General features: G+C 39.8%; 17 protein-coding genes and 1 pseudogene. 9 read left to right on the top strand and 9 right to left on the bottom strand.

Annotated elements, in window-relative coordinates; genetic code table 11:
- The first annotated feature begins 6 nt into the window (after positions 1-6).
- The gene (locus tag H3299_RS06750) at positions 7-465 is read left to right on the top strand and encodes a cytochrome c-type biogenesis protein (protein ID WP_182419492.1); all 459 of its coding nucleotides are present in this window, start codon (positions 7-9) and stop codon (positions 463-465) included.
- 139 nt (positions 466-604) lie between these two features.
- Here the strand turns inward: H3299_RS06750 and H3299_RS06745 are convergent, their stop codons facing one another.
- The 6 genes from H3299_RS06745 to H3299_RS06720 form a co-directional block, all read right to left on the bottom strand.
- Complete coding sequence (locus tag H3299_RS06745) at positions 605-1,303, bottom strand: TIGR02281 family clan AA aspartic protease (protein WP_182419491.1); 699 nt, start codon at positions 1,301-1,303, stop codon at positions 605-607.
- Between the two features lie 113 nt (positions 1,304-1,416).
- Positions 1,417-2,418, bottom strand: a complete 1,002-nt coding sequence (locus H3299_RS06740; RefSeq protein WP_246708177.1) for a bifunctional riboflavin kinase/FAD synthetase — start codon at positions 2,416-2,418, stop codon at positions 1,417-1,419.
- 2 nt (positions 2,419-2,420) lie between these two features.
- The gene (locus H3299_RS06735; protein WP_182419490.1) at positions 2,421-3,269 is read right to left on the bottom strand and encodes a TIGR01459 family HAD-type hydrolase; all 849 of its coding nucleotides are present in this window, start codon (positions 3,267-3,269) and stop codon (positions 2,421-2,423) included.
- Between the two features lie 218 nt (positions 3,270-3,487).
- A complete protein-coding gene (locus H3299_RS06730) occupies positions 3,488-4,756 on the bottom strand; it encodes a pitrilysin family protein (protein WP_182419489.1) in 1,269 nt (422 codons plus the stop codon).
- A gap of 183 nt (positions 4,757-4,939) precedes the next feature.
- The gene (locus tag H3299_RS06725; protein ID WP_182419488.1) at positions 4,940-5,635 is read right to left on the bottom strand and encodes a DnaA ATPase domain-containing protein; all 696 of its coding nucleotides are present in this window, start codon (positions 5,633-5,635) and stop codon (positions 4,940-4,942) included.
- Complete coding sequence (locus tag H3299_RS06720; protein WP_246708176.1) at positions 5,632-6,861, bottom strand: AI-2E family transporter; 1,230 nt, start codon at positions 6,859-6,861, stop codon at positions 5,632-5,634. The genes H3299_RS06725 and H3299_RS06720 overlap by 4 nt, the downstream gene beginning before the upstream one ends.
- 267 nt (positions 6,862-7,128) lie before the next feature.
- Here H3299_RS06720 and purM point away from each other — a divergent pair, with 267 nt between their 5' ends.
- Together purM and purN are read left to right on the top strand one after the other, a co-directional pair.
- Entirely contained in the window at positions 7,129-8,205 is a 1,077-nt protein-coding gene (purM, locus tag H3299_RS06715; protein ID WP_182419487.1) for a phosphoribosylformylglycinamidine cyclo-ligase, read from the top strand.
- Positions 8,202-8,819, top strand: a complete 618-nt coding sequence (purN, locus tag H3299_RS06710; protein WP_182419486.1) for a phosphoribosylglycinamide formyltransferase — start codon at positions 8,202-8,204, stop codon at positions 8,817-8,819. Before purM ends, purN begins: the two co-directional genes overlap by 4 nt.
- 90 nt (positions 8,820-8,909) lie before the next feature.
- Here the strand turns inward: purN and tyrS are convergent, their stop codons facing one another.
- Complete coding sequence (gene tyrS / locus H3299_RS06705; protein WP_182419485.1) at positions 8,910-10,163, bottom strand: tyrosine--tRNA ligase; 1,254 nt, start codon at positions 10,161-10,163, stop codon at positions 8,910-8,912.
- Positions 10,164-10,293: 130 nt separating this feature from the next.
- Here tyrS and H3299_RS06700 point away from each other — a divergent pair.
- The 5 genes and pseudogenes from H3299_RS06700 to glnQ all read left to right on the top strand — a co-directional run bounded on the left by H3299_RS06700 (position 10,294) and on the right by glnQ (position 16,536).
- Positions 10,294-11,423, top strand: a pseudogene (locus H3299_RS06700) (anhydro-N-acetylmuramic acid kinase).
- A gap of 555 nt (positions 11,424-11,978) precedes the next feature.
- Positions 11,979-13,307, top strand: a complete 1,329-nt coding sequence (gene proS, locus H3299_RS06695) for a proline--tRNA ligase (protein WP_182419484.1) — start codon at positions 11,979-11,981, stop codon at positions 13,305-13,307.
- Complete coding sequence (locus tag H3299_RS06690) at positions 13,304-14,608, top strand: lipoprotein-releasing ABC transporter permease subunit (protein WP_246708174.1); 1,305 nt, start codon at positions 13,304-13,306, stop codon at positions 14,606-14,608. The genes proS and H3299_RS06690 overlap by 4 nt, the downstream gene beginning before the upstream one ends.
- Positions 14,608-15,291 (top strand): ABC transporter ATP-binding protein, encoded by a 684-nt coding sequence (locus tag H3299_RS06685; RefSeq protein ID WP_305852534.1) that lies wholly within the window; start codon positions 14,608-14,610, stop codon positions 15,289-15,291. The genes H3299_RS06690 and H3299_RS06685 overlap by 1 nt, the downstream gene beginning before the upstream one ends.
- A 510-nt stretch (positions 15,292-15,801) precedes the next feature.
- A complete protein-coding gene (gene glnQ / locus H3299_RS06680; RefSeq protein WP_305852533.1) occupies positions 15,802-16,536 on the top strand; it encodes a glutamine ABC transporter ATP-binding protein GlnQ in 735 nt (244 codons plus the stop codon).
- Positions 16,537-17,481: 945 nt separating this feature from the next.
- Here glnQ and H3299_RS06675 read toward each other — a convergent pair.
- Entirely contained in the window at positions 17,482-17,907 is a 426-nt protein-coding gene (locus H3299_RS06675) for an HIT family protein (RefSeq protein WP_182419483.1), read from the bottom strand.
- 820 nt (positions 17,908-18,727) lie between these two features.
- Positions 18,728-20,974: a DNA topoisomerase IV subunit A gene (gene parC / locus H3299_RS06670; RefSeq protein ID WP_182419482.1), complete on the bottom strand. Its 2,247-nt coding sequence runs from the start codon at positions 20,972-20,974 to the stop codon at positions 18,728-18,730.
- A gap of 220 nt (positions 20,975-21,194) precedes the next feature.
- Between parC and H3299_RS06665 the strand changes: the two genes are divergently transcribed.
- A complete protein-coding gene (locus H3299_RS06665) occupies positions 21,195-21,647 on the top strand; it encodes a TspO/MBR family protein (RefSeq protein WP_182419481.1) in 453 nt (150 codons plus the stop codon).
- Positions 21,648-21,652 lie beyond the last annotated feature (5 nt).

Raw genomic sequence — 21,652 nt, 5'->3', positions numbered from 1 at the left:
ATAGAGATGAAAAATACTATCCGATTGGTGATATTTATCTTGTTTGTTGGCTTTATGAGTGTTGCTCAAGCTGTTCAGCCTGATGAAATATTGCCTGATGCTAATCTAGAAGCAAGAGCACGCGAGATTTCTTCGCATCTGCGTTGTCTTGTATGCCAAAACGAGTCCATTGATGATTCTAATGCGCCACTTGCTCGTGATTTGCGAATGTTGGTGCGAGAACGCCTAAGTGAAGGTGATAGTAATCAAAAAGCAATAGACTATATTGTTGCCCGCTATGGTGAATATGTCTTGTTAAAGCCACGTTTTGAAGGTTCTACTATACTATTATGGCTTTCTCCAATTTTAATTCTTTTAGCAGCTTTTGCTTATATTCTTTATAATTTTAGGCAAAAGAAACCTTCCCAGCAAGTTGAACTTACAGTTGAAGAAAAACGGCGCTTGCAAAGGATATTGGATGAGTAATCTTGCTCTAGAGGGATAGATAATAGATTTAAAGCGGATATCTCGAGCTTGATAATTTTAATAAGTATGCGCTTTTTTTTAGATTAAAATACAAAAAATTTAGAGCACTTAATTGAAAATGCTCTAAATTTTACGTTTCTTAGTCAATCAAGATAAGTTGGTTACCTCTAATAGAGGTACTTGAAAGTGTATTAATAAAATTCATACCAAGCAAATTATCTGATAAAGCACCTGATGGTGCAATTAAAGCATTTAATTTTTTACGGGTAATTGAACCGATGCTTATACTATCTAATCTTACACGCGCTGTGTTAAGACTGCCATTTGCTGTTGATACGGGTGTGGTATAATTTAACCCTTGAATGTCTATACCAATATCAATAGCTGTTTCATTGGTAAGGACTATCGATGTTGCGCCAGTATCTATTAAGAATTTTACCCTATGATCATCAACTTTACCGGTTATTTGGTAGTGTCCGTTGCTTCCACGATCAATGGTAACTGTATTCCTACTAGTTAGGTCAACTGAAAGCACGCTTGCTGGAACTAAGCCGCCACTGATATTATGGGCAATATCTTGCAGATGAAAGCGATTATTATAACCAATAAGTAGAACGCCTATAATAGCTACCCAAATAAGTATATTTTTAAGAACATGGCTAAGGGTAATGCCAGACGACAGTAGTCCTGCCGCAAGGATTGTGGCAAATAAACCTCCAGTTGTTATTCTGGCTAGATCACTATTTGTTAGGGAGGATGAACTAATATTGTCATTGCCTAGATAAAAAATTAAAGCAATAACACCAACTGCAGTGAGACAAATCCATAATAACCGCATGTTAAAATCCCTATTATAATATTTTTTCGCAAATATATTGCTATAGATAATGTGCTGTTGGAGCAATCTATAATTTTTTTCAAATTATAAGCAAATAAAATTAAAAAATATTACTATTTATCCCAGTTATCAAAAGCTAAATATTTGTCTATTGGATTGAGTGGGGCAATATGTGTTAGTATTTCACGTGCTTCTTCTTCATCTTTTTTGATTTGCTCAATCATAGGCTCAAGTCCGTCGAACTTTAATTCTCCACGCAAATAGGAAAAGAATGAAACAAAACATGTTTGCCCATAAATATCTTCATTAAAATTAAAAATGAAGGTCTCTAATAATGGTTCCTTTAATTCATTAACTGTCGGCCTTAATCCATAGCTTGCAACACCGTTAAAAATTTTGCCATTTTGCGTGCGAAAACGTACCGCATAAACGCCAAATTTTAAACCAGTATCACTATCTAACCGCATATTGGCGGTGGGGAACCCAATTTGTCGCCCTAGAGCGGCACCATGAACGACATTGGATTTAATGGTATAGCGGTAACCAAGAAGACCTGCTGCTTCTTCTACTGCGCCGCAACTTAAAGCTTGCCTAATGCGGCTAGAAGATACGAGTTCACGATTTTCATCAAGAAAGCCATCAACAATAACGACATCAAAACCGCAATTCTTACCTTCATTGATAAGAAATTCGGGGGTCCCAGAGCGCTTTGCTCCAAAGTGAAAATTATCACCCGTAACAACGACACTTGCCTTTAAGCAGTCACGCAAGATCGTATCCGTAAATTCTTTTGCCTGATGGGATGAGAAATCCTTGGTGAAGCGTTGTTCAATGACTGCGTCAAATCCGAGTTTTTCTAAAATTTCAGCACGTTCATCGGCAGGAGTAAGGCGATATAAGGGCTTAGTTGGATTAAAAAAACTGCGCGGATGCGGTTCAAAGGTAAGAACAATAGCTGGTTTTCCAAGCAGCCGCGCCTTTTCAAGCGCAGTTTCTAACACAGCTAGATGACCACGATGAACACCGTCAAAGTTACCAATGGCAATAACGCCGCCCTGTAACTGGCTTGGCAGTACACCAACGTCAGGCAGACGGATAATTTTTTTGGGTTGCACGCCTATTCAAGCTCCATCATATCAAAATTGGGCACTAAAGAATAAGGGGCAAAGAATTCCTCAAGCAGCTTTTGATTGATCTCACCATCAATACAATATTCATTGGCATGAATACCACGCGCAATATAAAGCGTATCAAAGCCATTATTAACACCGCCCTTAATGTCGGTTAAAACGCCATCTCCAATAACTAAGATTTTTTCTTTATTGGCTTCTTGGTTTAAAATAGCGCGCATTTTCTTTAAAGCTAATTCATATATTGGATGATGTGGCTTGCCGGCAATCATTGTGCGCCCACCCAATTGTGCATAGTCGCGGGCCAGTGCACCCGCGCACCAAACAAGCTTGTCGCCACGCTCTACCATAATATCAGGGTTGGCACATATCATCGGTAAATTGCGCATACGTAAACGCTGTAATAGTTCTGCATAATCATCAGGTGTTTCAGTTTCGTCTTCATAAAGGCCAGTGACCACCACACCACTTGCTTCAAATTCTTCAACCAATTCACAGTCAAGCCCATCAAATAAGGCTAGATCACGATCTGGTCCAATAAGGAATAGCTTTTTAGGACCTTCTGCGATTAAATCTCTTGTTACATCACCAGAGGTGACAATGTCATCATAACAATTGTCATCAACGCCCATATCCGCAAGTTGTTGTGCAACGCCATCGCGCGGTCTTGGTGAGTTGGTTATAAGAATAACATGTTTTCCTGCGTTCCGCGCTGCTTTTAGGGCTGCTTGCGGCTTTGGAAAAACATGTATTCCATTATGTAAAACACCCCATACATCACAAAAGAAAATGTCGTATTGACCAAATATATTATCAAGGCGGTCGAGGTGTTTCATAAAGTGCTCCTAAAGTTAAAGGAATAATAGTCAATAAATGTTATGCTGCATTTCTATATAAGTAATTGCTTTCCATTTGCCAACATGCAAAAATTGAATAGCAAGATTGACTGCCATTGAAAACTTTACCTGTGAATGCAGATGTAATTTTGTCATTTTAACATGACGACTTTATTATAAAGCTTGGTAAAAATTATCAAATATTGCCTTCATGCAATTTAATGGATCCGTAATTTCATTTGCATATCTTCAAATGGCATAAGTTTGCCAATCGGTCCAATTGCAGCCATTGTTGGTTTTGAATCTAAAAATAAACGACGCGCAAGATCGGTTAATCTATCACTATTGACTTGCGAAAGTCGCTCTAGCAGTTCAGAATTTGGAATAACGCGATTATAAAGCAATAATTGCCGCGCAATATGGTGTGCTTTACTCATCGAGCTTTCAGACGAAATCATCAGCCCTGCACGATATTGCGCTTTGGCGCGCCTAACCTCGGCTTCGGTAATATTTTCACTGGCCTTATAAAGTTCATCAAGAATAACGGGTACAAGTGGCTCTAAGCCATCATGCCCAGTTGCCGCATGAATACCAAATAGTCCGGTATCAGAAAAGCCCCAATGAAATGAGTAAATAGAATAGCATAAGCCACGATTTTCACGTATTTCTTGAAATAGACGTGAGGACATGCCGCCGCCAAGAACAATTGCTAAAAGTTGCGAAGCATAAAAATCGCGCATATGGTAGGCGCGGCCTTCAAAACCGAGTAGCAATTGCGCATCTTTTAAATCGCGATATTCACGAAAATCGCCGCCAACATAATTGGCAAGATCAGGAATTGTACCAGATGAATGGCTTCTAAAGTCGCCAAGACGCATTTCAACTTCTTTAACGAAGCTTTCATGCTCAACAGCCCCAGCAGCAACAACAATCATATGACTCGCACAATAATGATCTTGCATGAATTTGCGTAAATCATCAGCGCTAAAACTTAAAACTGTTTCTGCAGTGCCTAAAATGGGGCGGCCTATAGTCTGGTGTCTAAATGCCGTTTCCGAAAAATGGTCGAAAACAACATCATCGGGCGTGTCGTGAGCTGCACCTATTTCTTGTAAAATTACGTTTTTTTCAAGCTCTAGCTCTTCTTCGTCAAAAAGAGGATTGGTAATAATATCGGACAGGATATCAATTGCAAGCGGAACGTCATCAGCAAGAACGCGGGCAAAATAACCAGTGGTTTCAACGCTAGTTGCGGCATTTATTTCGCCGCCGACATCTTCAATTTCTGTAGCTATTTGTAAAGATGTGCGTTTTGCAGTACCTTTAAAAGCCATATGTTCTAACAGATGGGCTATGCCATGTTGGTTGCTCTTTTCGTTGCGTGAGCCAGCCTTTATCCAAATGCCAAGCGCAACAGTTTCAACCTGCCGCATGGTATGGGTTGCAATTGTTAATCCATTGCTTAAACGACTTATGTCAACACCCATTACGCTATATGCTCCCGATCTTATCATTTTGTGCTTATGTAAAATAAGCAGCTTAGAATTTTTCAATTATGTTGAAAAGCCTTTTAATAGTTTTTTTTATTCACAATTATAGGAAAACCTACTTTGAACCACAATTGTGAACCTTCTAATATAAATTAAGTTTAATTGCGTTATGGATAATGATCAAGAATCAAATTCCATTTTTGCTAATACATTGGCAACTAAGCTACGGTTTATGCGACTTTTTTCTTCAAGTGCCATGGCATCGGTAAGAGCAACAAATTTTGCCGCCGCAGCTAAAGATCGCTCAATGCGGCTAGCAATAAATGGGATCAAATTAGGGTCAATATTAAGCTGCCTATCGGCAAATAGCTTGGTAATGACCGCACTTAATAGCATTTCATCAGGAGGTGAGAGCTCTATTAATGAAACCGCATTTAATCGTGAGGCAAGATCAGGCAGGGCAACCTGCCAATCAATTGGTCGCAAGTGCGATGTCATTAAAAGCGAACTTTGCGCATTTTCAATACGTGTTTGCCTTATCGTATTGATAAGATGAAAAAGCGCCGTTTCATCAAATTTATGTGGCGCCATATCCTCAATCAAGATCGGTGTACCAGATAATGCCGCCCTTATAGCTGCGTCTATCTTTTTATGATTAAATTCGTGCGCATAGCTCTGCGCAGCCCATACTGCTGATAGATGAGTTTTGCCTGAGCCTTTTGGGCCAACAAGTACCGTCACGGGTGAGGGCCAGTTTGGCCAACTTTCCAATAGGTTAAATGCGGTATGATTGGCAGGTGTTACAACAAAATCGTCAATACTATAGCGTGCCTCGGGCTCTAAAGCCAAAGGTAGTTGCCTTGGTGTTACATTCATTCACCACGCTCCGCGCCATCATTACCCTTATAAACGGGTGATTCTAAATATGTATGAAGAGCGAAACGTACAAGAACTCCAACCGCCGCTGCCGCCGGTACAGCAATCAGCATACCGGTAAACCCAAATATTGCACCAAAGGCAAAAAGGGCAAACATTAACCAAACAGGATGAAGTCCTACCGACGAACCAACTAGCTTTGGCTGCAAAATATAGCCTTCAACAAATTGTCCAACAAAGAAAAGGCACGCAACGACAACAATCCAGCCCCAACTGTCTGGCCAATACTGAAATGCTGCCATACCAACGGCCAATAAAAGCCCAATAGCCGACCCCACATAAGGAATAAAGCTAATAAAACCAACAAAAAGACCGATCAATAGACCAAAGTTCAATCCGGAAATGGTTAGCCCGATGGCATAATAGCAACCTAGGATCAAACATACCGAACCTTGACCACGAATGAAGCCAGCAACAGCGCGATCCATTTGCGCAAAAATACTACGAATAGTTGAAAGGTGATCCCGTGGGATCCATGAATCGACCGTGTCAACCATTCTATCCCAATCGAGTAGCATGTAAAATGCCACGACTGGCGCCATGATCCATAAGATGAACACGTTAACAATGGCGCGACCTGAATCCCAAAGTGATTGGAAAAGTCCTGTCACAATAGTTGAAAGCTTGTCAAGTAAGCTTTGTAGGCTACCTTGCAGAGTAGAGGTATCAATATTAAATTGATGTAACCAAGATAGATCTTGATTTTTCAAAAATTCGCGTAATGGCTTTATATAGCTTGGAATATTACTAGCAAAGCCGGCCAATTGCTGGGCAAGCAAAGGTACAAGTATGATAATTGCCAGAGCAAATATGACTACGACAAATATGACAATCGCAACAGTGGCCCACATTCGAGAAAAGCCAACTTTTTCCAAAAATTCTACTACAGGATTTAAAAAATAGGCAAGGGCAATACCGGCAACAAAAGGCAATAATACATCGCTGAAAACAATCAGAAACATAATGAAAAATAGTAGTGTTCCAAGCCAAAAAAAAGCTTGTTTACGCACATTACCCTGTAAAGGTACAAGAACAAAATTGGCCTTAGAGCGCAAGGCTCGCGCTTCTTGGCGCTCCTTCCGCTTTAATTGCCGCAATTGGCTGGCGGAAATCGTTACGACATCATCGCTTTTTTTGTTGCCAGCATCTTGCGTTTCATCTTGCATATTGACCGCCTAATTTATCATAACTCATTTTTGCCTGAGCGTTTTAACATTGCTTCATGACCACATAGTGACCAAATCTTAGATGAATACTAAGGAGCATAAGTCCATCAGATATGTGTTGAAGTGTCATTGGTCAAGGCTGCTATCCATAAGTCTTTTGCTTAAAAGTGTGTTTTTTTGAAAATTATGCGATTTTTTCTTGCGGCTTTGGGCGTGGCATGGCAAATGCATAATTATTGCGCTATTTTAATGCAAGGAAACCTAAAAATGGTTAAAGATAGTAAAGACCAAACTGTCGGCCTCACTTATGCACAATCAGGTGTGGATATTGATGCGGGGAACGATATGGTTGACCTCATTAAGCCATTGGTGCGCTCAACAAGCCGGGCAGGGGCCGATACAGAAATTGGTGGTTTTGGTGGGCTGTTTGATTTAAAAGCCGCCGGTTTTAAAGATCCGATTCTCGTTGCTGCTAATGATGGTGTTGGTACAAAGCTTAAAATCGCGATTGACGCGGGCTATCATGATGACGTTGGCATTGATCTTGTTGCTATGTGTGTAAATGATCTTGTCGTGCAGGGAGCTGAGCCGCTTTTCTTCCTTGATTATTTTGCAACTGGTAAACTCGACCCCAACCAAGGTGCCGCGATCGTATCGGGTATTGCAGAAGGTTGCCGTCAATCGGGGGCTGCATTAATTGGTGGTGAAACGGCTGAAATGCCGGGCATGTATCGCGATGGCGATTATGATCTTGCTGGCTTTGCTGTTGGTGCAGCAGAGCGAGGTTCATTATTACCGCATAAGGATATTGCTGAGGGTGATATTATTTTAGGCCTTTCCTCCTCAGGTATTCATTCCAACGGTTTTTCATTAGTGCGCAAGATTGTTGAACATTCGGGGTTGTCATGGAACGATCCTGCGCCGTTTCATACAGCTTTGCCACTTGGCCGCGCATTATTAACGCCAACACGTATTTATGTGCGTTCGATATTATCAGCGATAAAAGCGACCCAATCTATTAAAGCTCTTGCCCATATTACAGGTGGTGGTTTTCCTGAAAATATTCCGCGCGTTTTGCCTAAAAATTTAAGTGCGGAAATTAATCTTAATAGCGTAACCGTGCCTTCAGTATTCAAGTGGTTAGCAAATACTGGCAATATTGAAATGCATGAAATGCTACGTACCTTTAATTGTGGTATTGGCATGATTGTTGTTGTTGCACCACAAAATGTTGATGCGGTTAAAAAAGCATTAGAAGATGGTGGCGAAACAGTCAGCGAGATTGGCCAACTTATAGCGCGGCAAGATAAGGGTGTTGTCTATAAGGGGCAATTAGCATTATGAGTCGTAAACGGGTTGTCGTTTTTATATCGGGCGGCGGCTCGAATATGGAAAAACTCATTGAAGCAAGCAAAGCTGCAGATTATCCGGCAGAAATTATTGCTGTTTTTTCAGATAAAGCCAATGCAGGTGGTTTGGATAAAGCAAAATTACAGGGTGTTGAGACCTTTGTTTTTGAACGCGCGTCTTTTGTTTCAAAGCAAGCTCATGAAGATGCAATTTTGCAGCAATTAGATGCGTTGGCTCCTGATATTATTTGTCTTGCGGGTTATATGCGTATTATTTCTGGAAGTTTCATCAAGCCTTATGAAGGAAAGATTTTAAATATTCATCCCTCCTTATTGCCACTTTTTCCAGGTCTCCATACCCATCAGCGAGCAATTGATGCGGGGGTAAAAATTGCCGGCTGCACTGTGCATATCGTTACGGAAGGTATGGATGAGGGGCCTATTTTGGCCCAAGCAGTAGTGCCTGTTTTAGCCTCAGATAATGCTGATAGTTTAAGTGCGCGTGTTTTAAAGCAAGAGCATCGACTTTATCCGCAAACATTGCGTAATTTTATAGATAAAAAGTGCATTATTACTAGCGATCAGCAATCATTGATTTCCTTTGGGTAATAAGCTGTTAGTTCTATGATGTTTAATAAAAAACCGCTTAATATTTAAGATATTAAGCGGCTTTTAAAATGTCTTACATCGCAAAAAGAATTAAATTGGTTTTACCAATATGTGTTTTTTCTTACCAAATGATAGCTTAATCACATTCTCAGTGCCTAAATCGCTGTTATTGATTATGCGGCTTTCATCACTTACTGCAATGTCATTAACACGGATCGCGCCGCCTTGAATATTGCGACGAGCGTCACCGTTTGATTTTACAAGACCAGCTTTTACCAATAGAGATAAGATGCCGACACCATCTGAAAGTTCAGAACTTGCAATTTCCATTACTGGCAAATCTTGACCTAGCTTTCCCTCTTCAAAGGTTTGACGAGCCGTTTCAGCAGCAAGCTCGGCAGCTTCGCGGCCATGTAGCATTGCAGTAATTTCTGTTGCTAAGATTTTTTTGACATCATTAATTTCTGCGCCTTGTAATTGAGCAAGGCGCGCAATTTCGTCCATTGGCAGAGTTGTATAAAGCTTCATGAAGCGAATAACGTCTGCATCTTCGGTATTGCGCCAATATTGCCAAAATTCATATGGGCTAACAAGGTCGGCATTTAGCCAAACCGCACCGTTTAAGGACTTACCCATTTTTACGCCAGAAGCGGTGGTTAAAAGTGGGGTAGTTAGCGCATATAATTGGCTTGTTCCCATACGGTGGCCAAGTTCGATACCATTGACAATATTGCCCCATTGGTCCGAGCCGCCCATTTGCAGGGTCACGCCATGACGTTGATTAAGTACAACAAAGTCATAGGCCTGTAAAATCATATAGTTAAATTCAAGGAATGACAGTGAGTGCTCTCTATCAAGGCGCAATTTAACCGAGTCAAAAGACAACATGCGATTAACTGAAAAATGACGGCCAACGTCACGCAAAAATTCAAGATAGTTGAGGTTGCGCAACCAATCAGCATTATTTGCAATAACTGCATCATTTGGGCCATCGCCAAAAGTGATGTAATTTGAAAAGACGTGTTTAATGCCCTCAATATTGTCTGCAATTGTTTCAACAGTCATTAGTTTGCGAGCTTCATCCTTAAAGGATGGATCGCCAACCATACCCGTGCCGCCGCCCATAAGTGCAACGGGACGGTGTCCAGTTTTTTGCAGCCAATAAAGCATCATGATTTGCATCATATGGCCAACGTGAAGGCTGTTCGCTGTTGGATCAAAGCCGATATAGGCTGAAACGGTTTCTTTCGCAAAAAGGTCATCTAGACCTTGTTCATCTGAAACTTGATGAATGAAACCACGCTCTTGCATGACGCGAAGAAAATCTGATTTAAAGCCCGACATCGATCTTTCCTGAATTTATAAAATTGAAATTATACACGCAATGAAACGCGCTATGCCTTGCTAGCATGAATCGGCTATAAATAACAAGGAATCAGTGTTGGGTGCAAAATGAAAAAACAAGATTTTAAAAATGGCGATCGGATTAATGAGCGGTACATCAATGGATGGTATTGATGCAGCGCTTATTGAAAGCGATGGTTTAGGCCAATCGCGCGTTATATCGACTTTCAGTCACTCTTATTCAAACGATTTCCGTAACCGCCTTAAAAAAAGCCTCGATCTTGCACAGAAAATTACAGATCGCACTGCGCGCCCTAATGGGCTTGATGCGCTTGAGCGCGACTTAACCCTAGAACATGTAATGGTGGTTAAATCACTTTTAAAAAAGCTTGAACTAAAGTCAGAACTGATTGATGTTATTGGCTTTCATGGACAAACCATTTTGCACCGACCTGATGAGGGGGTCACCTTGCAATTGGGTGATGGCTCTTTACTTGCTCGTGAAACTGGCATTGATGTGGTTTACGATATGCGTGCCAATGATATGCTCCATCAAGGGCAGGGTGCGCCGCTTGTGCCGATCTATCATGCGGCTCTTGCCGCTATGCAGCATGATTATTTAAACTTTCCGGTTGCTTTTATTAATATTGGCGGCATATCTAACCTAACATTGGTACAAACACAGCAGATCTAGAAAGAGATGATAATATCATTGCTTTTGATTGTGGGCCTGGTAATGTGTTGATTGATCAATGGATGGCTTTTAATAATCAAGGACATTTTGATAAGGATGGTCAGGCGGGACTAGCAGGAAAAGTTAATCAGCAAGTCCTTAGTAGTATTATGTTGGATAATATTTATCAACAAAATACCAAAAAATCCCTTGATTGGCGAAATTTCAAACCCCTTACCGATAAAACTATATCGCTAAACGATGGCGCAGCGACCTTGGCATTTTTAACTGCCAAACAGATTTTCTCTTCTTTTAAGTTTTTAAGTGAAAAGCCAAGGCAAATGATCATTAGTGGTGGTGGCGTTAAAAATAAAGCGATCATCAAATATTTGCAACAACTTGCAGAACCTTGCGATATAAATATTATTGCAGCCGATGATATTGGTTTTAATTCAGCATTTATCGAGGCTGAAGCATGGGGTTATCTTGCTATACGTTCGATAAAATCTTTGCCGCTGACTTATCCAAAAACTACAGGGTGTATAACCGCTGTGAGTGGCGGCGTGTTTGTATTAGCCAAGCTATAAAAGTTTTTTAATCTAATATATCACATGAGTTTGTTTAATGGATTAGACATATTGTAAGATTTAGCGCACTGGCGACACAAAATAGATATTTTTTAGATTAGTATCAGTTTTAATAATATAGGTATGTCTATACATAAGTAAAAAATATGTCATAAAACTGAAATTAAAATAGTTTAAAAATAGGGCATAAAAAAAGCAAGGCTCGAAAGCCTTGCTTTGATAATTATACGCGATGGTTTTAATCCTTAAACTTAAGGGGGCAGCGGTATACGCGCCCTAAAACCTGATCCTCCCAAATACTCTCGCGTCATTTAGGTAGTTTAATCTACCTAAGTTTGTTATCACCAGTTTTCTATCATGTTTTATTATGGCTGTCATTAGAAAAAATATAAATGGCGTAATTTTGCCACAATATGACTGGAAGCCGTATTCTCGCCTTTTTTCGATAAAACTGCGCGCTTACGTTCTTATATTTCATTCTTTAATGATTGTCGTTATTGTAGAAAAAATAAAAATCGCGAATCGCGTGTTTACATTACAGGATTGGTATTACCTATGCGTCTTTCACAATATTTTCTCCCTATCCTTAAGGAAAATCCTAAAGAAGCGGAAATCGTTTCTCATCGGTTGATGCTTCGTACAGGCATGATACATCAGCAAACAGCAGGTATCTATTCTTGGCTGCCGATGGGTAAGAAAGTATTGGACAAAGTATGTAAAATCATTCGCGAGGAGCAAAATCGCTCAGGTGCATTAGAAATCTTGATGCCCACCATTCAGCCCGCGGATCTTTGGCGTGAAAGTGGTCGTTATGATGATTATGGTAAGGAAATGTTGCGCATTAAGGATCGCCAAGATCGCGATATGCTGTTTGGCCCTACTAACGAAGAAATGGTGACGGAAGTTTTCCGGTCCTATGTGCGTTCTTACAAGGATTTACCGCTTAATCTTTATCATATCCAATGGAAGTTCCGCGATGAAATACGTCCACGCTTTGGCGTTATGCGTTCGCGTGAGTTCTTGATGAAAGATGCTTATTCTTTTGATCTTGATTATGATGGCGCCAAGGCTGCTTATAATCGCATGTTTGTAGCTTATCTTCGCACTTTTGCTCGCGCAGGCCTTCATGCTATTCCTATGCGCGCCGATACCGGGCCAATTGGTGGCGATTTGAGCCATGAATTTATTATTCTTGCTGATACTGGTGAAAGCGCGGTTTTCTGCGACCAACAATATCTTGATATGCAAGTTCCTGGTGCCGACACTAATTTTAATGATAGCGAATCTCTTGCCAATATTGTTGCACAATGGACAGCGCCCTATGCCGCAACCGAAGAAATGCATGATGAATCCGCTTGGGCATCTGTTGCAGATGATAAGAAAGTTGCTGCTCGCGGTATTGAAGTCGGCCATATTTTCCATTTTGGCACTAAATATTCAGAGCCAATGGGGGCAAAAGTGACTGGTCCTGATGGTAAGGATCATCTGGTTTCGATGGGATCTTATGGTATTGGGCCTTCGCGTTTGATTGCTGCAGCTATTGAAGCATCTCACGATGATAAGGGTATTATTTGGCCGAAAGCGCTGGCACCATTTGACATTGGCCTCATCAATATGAAGCCTGGCAATGAACAATGTGATGAAATGTCAAATATTCTTTATGAGCGTCTTAATAATGCCGGTTTTGACGTGTTGCTTGATGATACAGATGCAAGTGCTGGTTCAAAATTTGCGACTATGGATCTTATTGGTCTGCCAGAGCAAATTGTTGTCGGACCACGCGGTGCAGCTAATGGAGAAGTTGAAGTTAAAAATCGCAAAAGCGGTGAAAAAATCACTCTATCTCTTGATGCAGCCTTAAACCGGATTATTGAAGCCCAATGAGTAAAGATACAAAGCCAATTCAACAAGGCAAACCATTCGCTTATTTTGAGTGGATGGTGGCCTTCCGCTATATGATACCACGCAAGAAACAAGCTTTTACTTCAATTATTTCCATCATATCCCTTATAGGTATCATGATTGGTGTCTGTGCATTGATTGTAGTGATGTCGGTTATGAATGGTTTTAGAGCTGATTTGCTTGATCGCATTTTAGGTTTTAATGGCCATCTAATTGTCCAGTCAGACACTGGATCATTTGATAATTATAATAATCTCATTCCGCAGCTTGAAAAGTTACACGGTGTTAAATTTATTCTACCTGTGCTTGAAGGGCAAGCCTTTGCTACATATGGCAAAAATGGTAGCGGAGCCATTGTACGCGGCATGCGCGAAGCTGATCTAAAAAAAATGTCAGCAGTTGCTGATAATATCAAGGTAGGCGGCATCAATAAGTTTGATGATGGTGAAACTATTTTGTTAGGTAGCGGACTTGCACAAAAGCTTGGCGTTAGCGTTGATGACTATGTCACCATTCTTGGTCCTGAAGGGGATGTTACCCCCTTTGGCGTTACCCGCCGCGAAAAAGCATATAAAGTAGGTGGTATTTTTGAAGTTGGTATGTTTGAGTTTGATTCAGCGGTGATATTTATGCCTTTATCGCAAGCTCAGCTATTCTTTAATCAAGAAAATAAAGTTCAGTCACTTGAGGTTTTTATTGAAAACCCCGATGAGGTTGATAATATTCGATTGGCAATTGATCAAGAAGTTCAGCCAATGATCGAAAATGGTACCATTCCAAATGTCTATATGATTGATTGGCGACAGCGCAATCAGACATTTTTTTCAGCATTGCAAGTTGAACGCAATGTTATGTTTATTATCTTATCACTGATTGTTCTTGTCGCCGCTCTTAATATTATTTCTGGACTCGTTATGTTGGTTAAAGATAAGGGGCATGATATCGCTATTTTGCGCACTATGGGTGCAAGGCGCGGTGCTATAATGCGTATTTTCATTATGACTGGCGCGGTCATTGGAGTGATAGGCACATTGTTGGGCAGTTTACTCGGTGTCGTTACTAGCCTTAACATCGAACATATTCAGAAATTCGTTACTTGGGTTTCTGGAGAGGAAGTCTTTAATCCGCAGATTTATATGTTAACGCAATTACCATCGCGTTTGGATGTCGGTCAAATTGGAATGGTCATTATTATGACCTTATCGCTGTCATTATTGGCAACCATCTTGCCTGCATGGCGTGCGTCTCGCCTCGATCCCGTTCAAGCATTAAGGTATGAATAATGGCTGAGCCTGTTTTAAAACTCATTAATGTTGATCGCACCTATAATGATAGCGATCAAGCTTTAACAATATTAGACAAAGCGAATTTTACCTTAAATAGCGGTGAAACAGTTGCCTTGGTTGCACCTTCAGGTGCGGGTAAATCAACTTTATTGCACATTGCAGGCTTGTTAGAAAAGCCTAATGGTGGTGAAGTAGAATTATGTCGTAAGAGCTGTTCAAAATTATCCGATAATGAACGTACGGCCATTCGCCGTTCCGAAGTTGGGTTTGTCTATCAGTTCCATCATTTGTTGCCAGAATTTACTGCACTTGAAAATGTAATGATGCCGCAATTAATTAGTGGCTTAAAGAAGAAGGAGGCTGCGGCTCGCGCCGAAAAGCTTCTTGAATATATGCGGGTAGGGCATCGCATTAAGCATCGCCCATCGGAATTATCTGGTGGTGAGCAGCAGCGGGTGGCCATTGCGCGCGCAGTTGCGAATGTACCGATGGTGTTGCTAGCTGATGAGCCAACAGGTAATCTTGATCCAGTTACATCCAATTATGTATTTCAGGCGTTACAAGCTTTGGTTAAGCAATCTGGGCTTGCCGCATTGATTGCAACTCATAATCATGCACTTGCCAAGCAAATGGATCGCCGAATTACTCTTGAAAATGGAAAAATAGTTGAGCTGCCGTAAAGTTTTTAGGTTCAATATGTTTGAGAATTTGCTAAGAATTATTTTGAATTAGCTTGAAGTTCTATCTTATTTTTAAATTTATTAATCAAGGAGGGCGAAATGCTCTCCTTTTTTGTATGAAATTTGTCCATAATTTAATTAAAAACACTATAAGAATTTTTAGAAAGTTTGCTACTAAACACCTATATATTGAAGCCAAGTTAATTCTTATTATTTGTTTATTATAGAAAATTGGATTGTTAAGTCAATATTATTAAAAGACTATTCATCTTTCTTCAAAGACAAATGAAAATGGCTTTGCTAAGACTATGTAAAAACTTGGTATAATTAAATTATTATTTGCATTTCCTCCGGTAAAATCGTGGCTAAAACTAGATATTTTATCCAAAGAATGAACTATGAATGGAAAATGACAATTTAGAATTAACAGTTACCAGCGAGTTTAGTTTAAAGCTTGCAATTCTTGATAAAGATCATATTGAGAATTATTGAAAAGCGGATACATATATTATGAGTGAAACAATTGTCGAATTTAAACAAGTATCAAAGCGTTTCGACCAACTCATAGTGCTTGATAAGGTTGATTTAAAGATTAAAAAAGGCGAGGTGGTTGTATTGATTGGGCCATCTGGCTCGGGCAAATCCACACTGCTTAGATGTATTAATGCGCTTGAAAAAATTAATGGTGGTGATCTGGTTGTCGATAATATCAGTGTACTTGGCGGGCGCAGTAAAGTACGCACCATCCGCCAAGAAGCTGGTATGGTTTTTCAACAATTTAATCTTTTCCCGCAAATGACGGCATTAGAAAATGTTGCATTTGGTCCTCGTGAAGTGCGAAAGCTGCCCAAACGTGAAGCTTATGCAATTGCACGCGAGTTGTTGAATAAGGTGGGCCTGTCACAGCGCGAAAACCATTATCCGTCACAATTATCGGGTGGACAACAACAACGCGTGGCTATTGCACGGGCGTTAGCAGTAAAGCCAAAACTGATGTTGTTTGATGAGCCTACGTCGGCTCTTGATCCCGAGCTTAGACAAGAAGTTTTAAAAGTGATGCAGGGACTAGCATCTGAGGGTATGACAATGATAGTTGTAACCCATGAGGTTGGTTTTGCACGGGATGTGGGAACGCGATTAATTTTTATGGAAAATGGTAAAATCAGTGTTGATGGAAACCCAGTTGAAATGATTAATAATCCCCAAAATCCTCGTCTTCGTGATTTTCTTAAACATGTGAATTAATTTTTTGCGATTTTTGGAACTGGATGCCTATCTTACTTCCAGTTCTAAAATACATTTTATATGCTTATAGTTTGTTATTGTATTAGATGATTGTGATATTTTTATCATAGGACTCATAGTTGCAGCTTTTTAAACCAAAAACGAGCTCAAAAAAAGAAAATTTACGCAAACTGATTTTTTGTTTTTTGATTAGCTTGCCTATCCCAGCTGCAGAACCTATTAATTTTGTGAATTCCTATTTTAGTTGATTAAGGATTATTGGGGGCTGCGCAGGTAGCCAAAGATTGATTTTCGTGCGTTGAGTAAAGATCAGATGACGCGGATATCGCCTTATTTTCCACTATCCGATTGGCGCGCATGTCGATGATAAGCGCATTATTAGCGGGTTAACAAGCATTGCTTGCGATAGAAAGATGTAGCTGTTGGCTATGGTTTGCATAAAACGCATTGTACTCTGGCAAGTTTATTGAAAAAGGCGATGTTCACCCCTTTATTGCATGCACAAAAGGTGACTTTAACTCAAAACTGCATAGGGTGGTTGACCAACATAGAAAGCCAACATGTCTATTCTTGTGAAAACAACAAATGAGTGACTATAAAGGCGTAGCCCTTCTGTTACTAATTCTACCTGATGCGCAAGAACTCATTGCTGACAAAGGTATTGACGTGACTGGTTCAGGCAAGCCTTGCTTGATTGAAAATTAAGCCCCGTATTCCTCCCCTAGCAGGTAGAAGAGCAACCATCTGCTTTGACAAAACAATTTATAAATTGCGGCATAAAGTTGAGAACTTGTTTGCAAAATTCGAAAATCTGCAGCGTATTGCAACTATATATGCCAAATAAAGTTTCGCTCATACTTTTTCTCAGCAATTTGCATCGCTATAGCCGTCATCTTTTATCTTGATTAATAAGTCCTAAGCTTTGTTTTTTTGCTCTATAAATAGTTAGTTAAGTGCAGCTCGTATTTTTTTTGCTTGCTCTTCCAGTTGTTCTGGATCAGCCATTTTACCAGTATGTGGTTTTAGGGCGATATTTTCAAAGCGTGGAATGATATGAAAGTGAAGGTGGAAAACGCTTTGTCCACCGGCTGGTTCATTGAACTGCATAATTGTTACACCATCACTATTAAAAGCTTTTTTTACCGCATTGGCAATTTTTTGCACAGCAAGAACTGAGGCTATTAATGCTTCGGGTTCTGCATCAAGAATATTGCGCGAAGCTTTGCGTGGGATAACTAAAACATGGCCGTCCCCCTGGGGCATAACATCCATAAGCGCAACAACGTTACTATCTTCAAAAACACGGATAGAAGGGATTTCATCACGTAAAATTTTTGCAAAAATGTTGTTTTCATCATAATTAGTTGGCATGTTATTCTCTCCAATTTAGAGTGCTACTAATTAATAAACTAAAAAAGCTTATTAATGGTAGGTCGATTACCGCGCAAAGTGCAACACGGTTTTATTTGATCTTAATTTTATGTCTTTTCCAAGTTCTTTTTTGAAGGCTTGAAAGGATATTTAAAAGTTAAGGCACTTTCACTGTTGGGTATAGATATTTCATGATATCCTTCTGGGATACAGCGTCAAGATCTAATTCTCATAGTAGCCATGGTGAGATGCATCCATTGGTATTTTCTACGCTGTCTTTTTGCAGGGAGCATAGGCAGTGCAAAACCATCTTTACAGTTTTAGCCTTTGTATCAACTCGTAATGTTTAGAAAAGGTCATATCATTTCAAAGGTAATGGATTAGCGGGTTTGCGGTTTTAATCGTTCCATTATGGATCGCTTTGCCAAGAAAGGTTTTTTTGCCGTCCTATTTATTATATGTATAATCAACATTATGTGGCTTTTTCGTTCATGAATAACAAAAAATAGTAGGCTACGGAAGTAAGAATCTCTATGCCGTTTCATTTATTGCTAAAATGGAACCCTCTTATTAAGTGGCAATAAATTCTTAATTTACTGTTTTTATTATTAGTAGTCTTAAATGGTTTCCAATGATAGATACGTTAATATAGGGTTTATAGACGTCAATAATTCTATTAATCTCACGTTATTAAGTTTAACTATTGTTAATTATCCAGCCCGCTATAAATTGCTTTGTATATATGGTTTTGCTTTAAACTAGTTATTTCATAAAAAAGCGCCGAATAAACCGGCGCGTTAATTTTTAAACTTAAGAACTATTAATTAAACTTGCCAGATCGTGGAAAACCTTTGGGTACCATACGCCCCGCACCGGCACGGTTACCAATCCATTCAATCAGTTCTTCCTTGCTGCGAACAAAACTTCTATCAGCTGAATCTTTCCAGGTTAAGCCATCATCTAAATTAAAGGTGATAATATCGCTCATGCCACCATCGCGATAGCGTTGCAAACGAACACCTTTGCCACGCGACATTTCAGCAATTTGTTCAATCGGGAAAACTAGTAATTTACGATTTTCACCAACAATTGCAACGCTGTCACCATTTACTCTAATGCAACTTGCCGCTTCATCAGGAGCTTTCACATTCATCACTTGCTTGCCTTTGCGGGTTGTTGCAATGACATCATTTTCAGGCACAATAAAGCCGTGGCCAAGATGTGACGTGATGAGCAGCTTAGTATCTGCTTCATGCACAAAAGCAGTCAAAATGTCTTGGTCGTTATCCATGTCAACAAGAATACGGATTGGTTCGCCATGTCCTCGCCCACCAGGCAAGCTATTTGCCGCAATAGTGTAGAACTTACCACCAGTGCTCAATACTAAAATTTTGTCGGTTGTTTGTGCGGGGAAGGCGAGTTTTAGGCTATCACCTTCTTTGAATGATAGACTAGAATAATCCGAAATATGACCTTTTAAAGCGCGTAACCAACCTTTTTCGGAAACAACAATGGTGATTGGTTCTTTTTCAATCATCGCTTGTTGAATGTCATCAATGTCATGGTCTGGCGCTTTTTCAAAGCTAGTGCGACGTTTGCCAAGATCGGTATTTTGTGAGAAAATCCATTTTACTTTTGAAACTTCGGAAGAAATTGCCTTCCATTGTCTGACATTGGAGGCAATAAGTTCCTCGAGTTCTTGTTTTTCAACCGTTAGCTTGTCAAATTCAGTCCGAATTTCTACTTCTTCGAGTTTACGCAGTGAGCGTAAGCGCATATTTAAAATAGCTTCCGCCTGATTGTCGGTTAAATTAAAAGTGGCAATCAGTTGCTTTTTAGGCTCATCTTCTTCGCGGATAATACGAATAATCTCATCAAGATTAAGATAGGCAATGAGATAGCCACTCAAAAGCTCCAAGCGCTTTTCAATTTCTTTTAAGCGATATTGCGTACGGCGAATAAGAACTTCTTTTCGATGTTCAAGCCATTGTTTTAATGTTTGATCTAATGATAAGACATTTGGAATTTTGCCTAAGGTCAAAACATTTAAGTTAAGTGAAATCCGCGTTTCAAAATCCGTTAGTTTAAACAGCGATTCCATTAAAATCTCTGGGTCAACACTGCGGTTTTTAGGCTCTAAAACTATGCGAATATCTTCGGCAGATTCATCCCTAATATCTTCAAGTAATGGTAGTTTACGTTGAATTAAAAGCTCTGCTGTTTTTTCAATAAGACGGGCTTTTTGAACTTGATAGGGGATTTCTGTTACCACAATAACATATGAGCCGCGTGCCCCTTCTTCCTTGTGCCAACGCGAACGTAAGCGGAATGAGCCGCGTCCTGTGCGGTAAGATTCAGCAATGGATTCGCTAGTTTCCACCAAAATACCGCCAGTTGGAAAATCTGGCCCTGGAATAAACTTTATCAAATCATCCGATGTTGCTTCGGGATGGGCAATAATGTGTAAGGCCGCATCACAAAGTTCGGCAACATTGTGCGGAGGAATGGATGTTGCCATACCAACGGCAATACCTGATGAACCATTAGCAAGGATATTGGGAAAAGCACCCGGCAATACGATTGGTTCTTCATCTTCCTCATTATAGGTTGGACGAAAATCAATCGCGTTTTCAGTGATACCCTCAAGCAATAATGTAGATACTTCAGTCATTCGGGCTTCGGTATAACGCATTGCTGCTGCACCATCACCGTCAATATTGCCAAAGTTACCTTGGCCATCAATTAACGGATAGCGAACGGCAAAATCTTGTGCTAGGCGCACAAGTGCATCATAAATTGATGCATCACCATGCGGGTGAAACTTACCCATGACATCACCAACAATACGAGCGCATTTGGCATAGCCTTGATCGGGAAATAAGCGAAGAAGCCGCATCGCGTGAATAATGCGCCTATGCACAGGTTTTAAACCATCACGCACATCGGGCAGGGCACGATGCATAATGGTTGATAATGCATAAGCAAGATAACGCTCTTCAAGAGCAGATTTCAAACCGACTTTTTCGATATGCTCATCAAGAGCTGAAGGAATCACATTTTTTGCCATAAGATTGAATATCAATAGGTTTTTGTTGAAGCAAGAGTTTAAGCAATAGATATATTCTATCTATTGTTTTTTTATTAAATTGAAATAATCTGCAACCAATTTCCAAGCTAAAACGTTTAATTTTTAGTCAAATTGTAATTTACATGATTTGCTAGATAGTAAAATAATAGAGCTTTAACTTTAAGGCTTTTATAAATCGCGAAAAGTGGAAAAGAAAAATATGCGCAAATCATTATATGCAGTTTTGTTTATTGTTGCGATTTTTATTATTGGCGGCGCTATTGGATATAAATTTGCGCCAACTTCTTGGTATCAAGAATTAAATAAGCCTTTTTTTACCCCTCCTAATTGGTTATTTGCTCCTGTTTGGTCAATTCTATATATAATCATTGGCTTTGTGGGCTGGCGGATATTTATTGATAGGCCAAATGATCTCTTAAAAACAATGTGGTCTGCGCAATTGGTGATCAACTTTGCATGGACACCGCTGTTTTTTGGTTTGCATCAAACAGTTATCGCGCTTCTTGCGTGTTTAATCATGTTGCTATTAGTAGTGATGATTATTTTAAAGGCATGGAATAGTGACAAATTGGTTTCCGTTTTATTTATTCCATATGCATTTTGGCTTGCTTTAGCAGCGGCATTGAATATTGGTGTCGTTGTATTAAACTAAATAAT

This window comes from Bartonella sp. HY038, from assembly GCF_014117425.1.
Lineage (GTDB): Bacteria > Pseudomonadota > Alphaproteobacteria > Rhizobiales > Rhizobiaceae > HY038.
Note: the sequence above shows the minus strand (reverse complement) of the source record. Positions and strands in the feature narration are given on the sequence as shown.

Coding starts and splice junctions, on each gene's coding strand:
- H3299_RS06745 (WP_182419491.1), bottom strand. CDS start 1,303: ATGCGGTTATTATGGATTTGTCTCACTGCAGTTGGTGTTATTGCTTTA.
- H3299_RS06685 (WP_305852534.1), top strand. CDS start 14,608: ATGGCTGAGCCTGTTTTAAAACTCATTAATGTTGATCGCACCTATAAT.
- glnQ (WP_305852533.1), top strand. CDS start 15,802: ATGAGTGAAACAATTGTCGAATTTAAACAAGTATCAAAGCGTTTCGAC.
- H3299_RS06735 (WP_182419490.1), bottom strand. CDS start 3,269: ATGAAACACCTCGACCGCCTTGATAATATATTTGGTCAATACGACATT.
- tyrS (WP_182419485.1), bottom strand. CDS start 10,163: ATGTCGGGCTTTAAATCAGATTTTCTTCGCGTCATGCAAGAGCGTGGT.
- purN (WP_182419486.1), top strand. CDS start 8,202: ATGAGTCGTAAACGGGTTGTCGTTTTTATATCGGGCGGCGGCTCGAAT.
- H3299_RS06725 (WP_182419488.1), bottom strand. CDS start 5,635: ATGAATGTAACACCAAGGCAACTACCTTTGGCTTTAGAGCCCGAGGCA.
- parC (WP_182419482.1), bottom strand. CDS start 20,974: ATGGCAAAAAATGTGATTCCTTCAGCTCTTGATGAGCATATCGAAAAA.
- purM (WP_182419487.1), top strand. CDS start 7,129: ATGGTTAAAGATAGTAAAGACCAAACTGTCGGCCTCACTTATGCACAA.
- H3299_RS06690 (WP_246708174.1), top strand. CDS start 13,304: ATGAGTAAAGATACAAAGCCAATTCAACAAGGCAAACCATTCGCTTAT.
- proS (WP_182419484.1), top strand. CDS start 11,979: ATGCGTCTTTCACAATATTTTCTCCCTATCCTTAAGGAAAATCCTAAA.
- H3299_RS06720 (WP_246708176.1), bottom strand. CDS start 6,861: ATGCAAGATGAAACGCAAGATGCTGGCAACAAAAAAAGCGATGATGTC.
- H3299_RS06750 (WP_182419492.1), top strand. CDS start 7: ATGAAAAATACTATCCGATTGGTGATATTTATCTTGTTTGTTGGCTTT.
- H3299_RS06675 (WP_182419483.1), bottom strand. CDS start 17,907: ATGCCAACTAATTATGATGAAAACAACATTTTTGCAAAAATTTTACGT.
- H3299_RS06665 (WP_182419481.1), top strand. CDS start 21,195: ATGCGCAAATCATTATATGCAGTTTTGTTTATTGTTGCGATTTTTATT.
- H3299_RS06730 (WP_182419489.1), bottom strand. CDS start 4,756: ATGGGTGTTGACATAAGTCGTTTAAGCAATGGATTAACAATTGCAACC.